The following is a 6,602-nucleotide window of genomic DNA, read 5'->3' as shown; positions in this document are numbered from 1 at the left end:
GAATTCCGGGTGTTTGGAAAGAATAGTTGCATAATCATCCACCTGTCGCAGGTGTTTCGAGTTCAATGATATGCTTGGGCGTTTTATTTCAATAATTACGCATCGAAAATATGACTGATTGTTAGAGTCGTACTGCTTTTGTCTTCTCACTAGGAATAGGTCGACTTGGCGATTTGCGCCATCTACAGTAACTCCATCCTCTAGGTCGTCTGTCTCTACAAGGCCAATGTTCTTTATTGAATCTCTTAAGTTTTGGGCGATTTTCGTGAAAGAGTCCTCTTCAGCTCCAATACTTTCATACTGATTTCCGAATAGCCAAGTATTACTCTCTATAACCCCTTGAAGGTCAGGTGTTTCCAGTGTCAGTTTATAATGGTTGCGCATTATTTCAGCAATTCTAACAATTGCATGCTCACGCTTCTGTAAAGATTCAATGGTTTGAATAATGTTTTGGAGCTTTGTGCGCTTGATTTGCGCTGCAAAATTTTCCATAGCTACTGCGTCAAGATCTAATACGCTATCCAAAACTTCAAAGAGGGAGTTGTTTTCACTGGATACTGAGATCTTATCTAACAGTCTGATTATGATTTTTCTTTGTTTTTTGTTGCTGCTTTTAAAAAGTTTTGGATCCGCAAGGATGATGCTTTTTACGATGCGCTTCGTATTGCCAAGCCTCCAGGTCGAGTACGCTGGATCCATATCTTTGTATTCTGGAAAATCCCCCGCTTCAATAAACTCTTCTATTTGCTCGTCTGCTAATCGCGCAAGGAATTCTTGATAATGATTTTGAGTAAAAATCGAAAGCTGTTTAGAAAATTCTTTCCAAACCTTGGATGCTGACAACTCATTAAAAGTCGAGCGCAATTCAGATTCGCGACCGGATAATACATCCAGCCAAGGGGATGAAACCGAGAGGCTTGTATAATATCCAGGTTTATAGTTCAAGCTGCTAGGCATGTGATGCAAAGGTATGCCTTCACTTCCTCTAAGATACGTGTAGGATTTTTCAGAATTTAGCTTTTCATCCCACTGTATCAGCTCGACGGAAAAATCGACTCCTTCGGCATGTATTATGCTCTGAGTTAGTACGTGCGCAGGTGGATATATAGGTGCAGCATTAAGAAACAAACTTTTCTCGGGATTGAATGCAAGGTGCCATCCAAGCTCAAGCTGTAATTGATGAACTAACTCATCTTGTTCAGGAAGATTTTTCGTGAAATTTGTAAGCTCTACGCATGTGCCCTGAGGTTTTGAGGACAAAAGTGCATTTTGCTCGCTCTCCGGAATTTCACGCCCGTTAATCGTGCTCAGGGACGAGCTTTGTATGCCGATAATCGCATGCCTTCCCTGAAACTTTGTATGCCAAACGGCATTAGCGCAAATCTTGTGAAACGCTAATCTTCCTCGCCCTTTAGAACCGTGCGTAGAATGAGAGCGCTTTTTCAAAGAGTCGTTGAAGCGCCGGAAATTATCCATTGGTTTAGTGAAATTTATTCCTTCACCATCATCTATAACCGTGACAGATGCAGTGCCGCCAATATCGGTTTCGCGAATTACTACTCTCACAGACTTGGCGCCTGCATCAAACCCATTCCATATGAGTTCAGCGATTGGTTGCCACGGTTCTATGTCTCTCTTGAAGTGATTTATAATACCTTCGTCAGTGATCGTGGTCGAACCGGAAAAGTCAAAGACAGCAGTTGAAGGAGTCAACTCATTAGTCCCTTATTCACTAAATATTTTTAGCATTCCAAGAAAATTCTTCGCATACATCGCCGCACTTTTGATTACGAATCTGATTTTCATAATCCTTGCTCGAGTTCAGTCTGAAGCGATCTCCGTCTAGTAGCATTATTTGCCAGAAATAGAGCGCTTGAAGGCAGGTGACCATGTACACGCGACACGAAGCCGAACATAGCAAAAATCCGTCGCCTCGTCGTAGTCGCTTCTGGCCGGTTTTTGCCCGTTGCCACCGACCGCATTGGTCTTTATCGACAAATCGCAACCTCCGCTTCTCCATGCCATCCCTCAATGCAAACACAACAACCCCACGTAACGCCTGGCGCTGGCCGTGTATGTAGCCGTTCGCCTTGACTTGCCCCGGCACCTTCCTTAGCGTGCCGCTTCCGTTGAGATAAGCAGGACACAGGCATGAGCGCCGCAGATAACGTCAAACTCGAAGCCGGCTGGAAGGCCGCGCTGTATGAAGAGTTCGAGAAGCCCTATATGCGTGAGCTGGGGGATTTTCTGCGTAGCGAGAAGGCCGCAGGCAAGCAGATTTATCCGCCTGGTGCGCTGATATTCAATGCGCTCAACTCAACGCCGCTGGCTCAGGTCAAGGTGGTGGTGATTGGCCAGGACCCTTATCACGGCGAGGGGCAGGCCCATGGTCTGTGCTTTTCGGTGCAGCCTGGGGTGAAGACGCCGCCGTCGCTGGTGAATATCTATAAAGAGCTCAAGCGCGACCTGAATATCGATATTCCCGACCACGGCAACCTGCAGCATTGGGCGGAGCAGGGCGTGCTGCTGCTTAACACTTCATTGACGGTGGAACATGGCATCGCCGGCTCCCATGCGAAGATCGGCTGGCAGACCTTTACCGATAAGGTGATTGAGGTGGTCAGCCAGCAGCAGGAGCGTCTGGTGTTTCTGCTGTGGGGCGCGCATGCGCAGAGCAAGGAAAAACTCATCGATACCAGCAAGCACCTGGTGCTGAAATCCGTACACCCTTCGCCGCTGTCGGCGCACCGTGGCTTTATCGGCAATGGCCATTTCAGCCGCACCAACAAGTTCCTCCAGCAGCACGGGCTAAGCCCGATTGACTGGCGCCTCCCCGAGTCGGCTTAAGCGCTGCACTGCTGCTCGGCCAGATCGCGGCGCAGGTCGCGCAAGCGGTGACTCAGGCGCTCGCGTTGCGCCTCATCGCTGCTGCTCAGCAGCTGACTGAACAGCGTGGCCAGCGCCTGGCGTGAGCGGCCATAGTTGGCGCGGTACTCGTCGCTATAAAAGCTTTCGCGTTGTTGCAGCAGGCGGGTCAGCCGTTCGGCAAAGTCCGCGCTATCGCGTTCGGCAACCACCTTGCGCAGCTCGGTTTGCCACAGCTGTCGATTCTCCAGCCACAGACGGTTCTGCTCGCCGAGGCCATTGGCCCAGGTGGCGATATGTTCTGTCTGTGCACTGTTCAGGCGGCCGAGCCAGGGCCGCAGGCGTTCCTGCATACGTGTCTGGCGTTCGCTGAGTTGGGTGGCCAGGGGCGGGTCGAGAAAGTCCTGGCGGTCTTCCAGGTTGTCTTCATCCAGCGCTGTGTAGAGTTCGCTGACTTGTTGCTCGCTCAGTCCCTGTAGCAGCTCGATGGCGGTGGGGGTGATCTCGATGCTGATGCGTTTGAGCGCGGCATCGAACTGGGCGAATTGCTCAAGCAGTTGAGCGCTGTCGGGTTGCGGCTGGGCCAGGATGCTTTCGGTGGTCTGCAGCCAATCGATATAACGCGGCAGCTCGGCGCTGCAGTGCCATTGCAGGTGCGTCTGCAGGCGGGGTTTGAGCCAGGCCTGCTGCTGGCTGTTGAGATTCAGGTAATCGTTCAGCCGCCAGGGCACCAGCCAGTCCAGGTTGCGGTACGCCAGGCCGATACGGCTGCAGGCGCTAACCAACAGGCTTAGGCAGAGCACTAGCAGCAGGGTTTTCAAGGCGGGCCAGCGCAGTACGCTCATTGAGGATGCCTCGGTGGTGAAGGCCTGAGAGTACCGCCGTCGCCTGCGCCTGAGTGGCTGCGGACATATCTGTTAAACAAAAACTGCTGCGTTGCGGACAAAGATGAGCGAGCACAAGGGCTGGGCGGAGGGTTTGAAATCTTTACCGTGACGGCCTTGGATGACGGTCCAGACAGTAGGATGGGTGGCAACCCATCAGCCAATTGATGGGTTACCACCCATCCTACGGTTCTACTGCGATGGTGGATGAAAACAGCGTCATCCGCCCTACATAGCTCTGGCATTGCGTAATGCGGGGATCGCCTGCAGGCAAAAAAGAGCCCGCACAAGGCGGGCTAAACGTGGTCGCTAAAGTGATTTCAGCTACGTTGCCAAAGCCTGAACAACGGCTCGGCGAGAAACATCACCAGAAACAAGCGCAGTACCTGCAAGGCCGTTACCAGCGCCACCGAGAGCTGCAGGGCTTCTGCGGTCAGGCACAGTTCGGTGATGCCGCCGGGCATCATGCCGAGCATCAGCGCATTCTGGTTTTCCCCGGCCAGCCAGCCCAGGCCTTGGCCAAGCGCGGCAGCAGCGAGCATGGCGAGCAGGCAGAACAGCAGGATGCGTGCGAGAAAACCTGGCGCGCTGCGAAAGAAGTTGCGGTCGAAGTGACAACCCAGGGCGCAGCCGATCAGCCATTGGCCGACCTGGCCGAGACCATCGGGCAAACCCAGATGCAGATCGAAGCTGACACTGGCCACTGCGCAGACAGTCAGCGGGCCAAGCATCCACGGGTTGGGTTGGCCCAAGCGCCCCCAGAGCCAGGCCAGCAGCGCGCCAGCCGGTAGCAACACCGCCAGCCAGGGCCAGCTTACCGGTGCCGGTATGGGTGGCGCGATGGGCGGCAGGCTCCAGGTGAAGATCGCCGGAATCAGCAGCACCACCAGCAGCAAACGCAGGCTATGGGCGGCTGCCACCTTGGCGGTTTCGGCGTTGTGCCGCTGGGCCAGGTTGACCATCTCGCTGGCGCCGCCTGGCATGCTGGCAAAGAACGCAGTGGCGCGATCCAGGCCGGCGCGGCGCAGCACGAGAATGCCGATCAGGCTGAGCAGCAGGGTGAGCAGGGCGCCGAGTAGGATCACGCCGAAGTGACTGAGCAGTTGGCCGAATACTTCACTGGTGAAGTGCAGGCCGATGGCGCTGGACACCAGCCACTGGCCGGTCTTGCGTCCGCCGGGCAGCTCGCTGATCAGCCAGCCGCTGCAACGGGCGGCGATAACCGCCAGCAGCGAGCCGATGATCCACGGCAAAGGCCAGCCGATCATGCTGGCCAGGGCGCCGCCGGCCAGCCCCACCAGCGGGGTGGCCCACCAGCTTTGCCAGCCGGTGAGCACGGGCAACTTAGGCATTGGCCAGTTGCGCCGCACGACGCGCACGCCACCAACGCAGGCCTGGCAGGGCCAGCATTAGCGCGGTGAGTGCCCACAGGCACAGGCTGATCGGGCTGTTCCAGAGGATGCTCAGGTCGCCGGCGGAGATCGACAGGGCGCGGCGCAGGTTGTCTTCCATCAGCTCGCCCAGGACGAAGCCGAGGATCAGCGCCGACAGCGGGAAGTCCAGCTTGCGCAGGATATAGCCGAAGACTCCGAGGCCGATCATCAGCACCAGGTCGAAGGTGGTGCTGTGCACCGCGTAGACGCCGACCATGCTGATCACGGTGATCGCTGGCACCAGCACCCAGTTGGGCACGCTGAGCATGCGCGAGAACAGGCCGACCAGCGGAATGTTCATCACCAGCAGGATTACGTTGCCGATAAACAGCGAGGCGATCAGGCCCCAGACCACGTCAGGCTGCTGTTCAAACAGCAGTGGGCCGGGGGTGATGTTGTACAGGGTCAGCGCGCCGATCATCACCGCCGTGGTGCCCGAGCCGGGTACGCCGAGGGTCAGCATGGGGATCAGCGAGCCGCAGGCCGAGGCATTGTTAGCCGCTTCTGGCGCCGCCAGGCCGCGCAAGTCGCCCTCGCCGAACTTGCCGTTCGGCCCAGCCATGCGCTTCTCGCTCATGTAGGTCATGGCGCTGGCAATGGTGGCGCCGGCACCGGGCAGAGTGCCGATGACGAAGCCTGCTACGGCGCTGCGCAGCATGGTCCAGAAGGTGAAGGTGAACTCTTTGAAGTTGAACAGCAGGCGACCGCTGGCTTTCACGGCTTTCTGGCCGTTGTGGGTTTTTTCCAGCATCAACAGCACTTCACTGACGCTGAAGAAGCCGATCACCACGATCACGAACTGGATACCGTCCGACAGGCTGACGCTGCCGAAGGTGAAGCGGTATACGCCTGTGGTCGAATCCACCCCAACCGTGGCCAGAGCCAGACCGATCAACGCAGCCATCAGGGTTTTCATCGGTTTGTCGCCGACCATGCCGCCGAGGCAGGCAATGGCGAAAATCATCAGCACAAAGTATTCGGCCGGGCCGAAGGCCACCGCCCATTTCGCCAGCAGCGGGGCGAACAGCACCACGCCGCAGGTGGCGACAATGCTGCCAATAAATGAGCTGACGGCGGACAGTGACAGGGCGATACCGGCTTTGCCCTGACGGGCCAGCGGGTAGCCATCCAGGGTGGTCATCACTGCGGCGGCGTCGCCCGGAACGTTGAGCAGAATGGCGGAAATGCGCCCGCCGTATTCACAGCCCAGGTACACGGCGGCCAGCAGGATCAGTGCGGTTTCCGGCGGCAGGCCGAGGGCGAAGGCCAGTGGCAACAGCAAGGCCACGCCGTTGATCGGGCCCAGCCCTGGGAGCATGCCGACGATGGTGCCGACAAAGGCTCCGAACAGCGCCATCAACAGGTTGGTCGGGCGGGTGGCGACATCAAAGCCTTGCATCAAGAAATTCAGGGTTTCCAT

At 56.3% G+C, this 6,602-nt stretch carries 5 protein-coding genes; 1 reads left to right on the top strand and 4 read right to left on the bottom strand.

The genetic code is table 11. The annotated features are described in order from the left end of the window. On the bottom strand, positions 1–1,713 hold a 1,713-nt coding region (locus Q8M42_RS13410), incomplete at its 3' end, for an ATP-binding protein (protein ID WP_305284141.1). A 438-nt stretch (positions 1,714–2,151) separates the two neighbouring features. Here Q8M42_RS13410 and ung point away from each other — a divergent pair. Further along, complete coding sequence (gene ung, locus Q8M42_RS13405; RefSeq protein ID WP_304864447.1) at positions 2,152–2,847, top strand: uracil-DNA glycosylase; 696 nt, start codon at positions 2,152–2,154, stop codon at positions 2,845–2,847. Here the strand turns inward: ung and Q8M42_RS13400 are convergent. The 3 genes from Q8M42_RS13400 to Q8M42_RS13390 form a co-directional block, all read right to left on the bottom strand. Further along, positions 2,844–3,710, bottom strand: coding sequence for a DUF6279 family lipoprotein (locus Q8M42_RS13400; RefSeq protein WP_304864445.1), 867 nt, complete (start codon positions 3,708–3,710; stop codon positions 2,844–2,846). The two genes, ung and Q8M42_RS13400, sit on opposite strands and share 4 nt — an antisense overlap. Before the next feature lie 359 nt (positions 3,711–4,069). Beyond that, positions 4,070–5,101, bottom strand: a complete 1,032-nt coding sequence (locus tag Q8M42_RS13395) for an AbrB family transcriptional regulator (protein ID WP_304864444.1) — start codon at positions 5,099–5,101, stop codon at positions 4,070–4,072. Continuing rightward, entirely contained in the window at positions 5,094–6,602 is a 1,509-nt protein-coding gene (locus Q8M42_RS13390) for a tripartite tricarboxylate transporter permease (protein ID WP_304864442.1), read from the bottom strand. The genes Q8M42_RS13395 and Q8M42_RS13390 overlap by 8 nt, the downstream gene beginning before the upstream one ends.

Origin of the sequence: Pseudomonas sp., from assembly GCF_030684895.1 — a bacterium.
Lineage (GTDB): Bacteria > Pseudomonadota > Gammaproteobacteria > Pseudomonadales > Pseudomonadaceae > Aquipseudomonas.
The sequence above is the reverse complement of the archived record's forward strand: the minus strand, read 5'-3'. Positions and strand labels throughout refer to the sequence as shown.

Excerpts from the sequence above, each read along its gene's own strand:
- ung (WP_304864447.1), top strand. The coding sequence starts at position 2,152 with ATGAGCGCCGCAGATAACGTCAAACTCGAAGCCGGCTGGAAGGCCGCG.
- Q8M42_RS13395 (WP_304864444.1), bottom strand. The coding sequence starts at position 5,101 with ATGCCTAAGTTGCCCGTGCTCACCGGCTGGCAAAGCTGGTGGGCCACC.
- Q8M42_RS13400 (WP_304864445.1), bottom strand. The coding sequence starts at position 3,710 with ATGAGCGTACTGCGCTGGCCCGCCTTGAAAACCCTGCTGCTAGTGCTC.
- Q8M42_RS13390 (WP_304864442.1), bottom strand. The coding sequence starts at position 6,602 with ATGGAAACCCTGAATTTCTTGATGCAAGGCTTTGATGTCGCCACCCGC.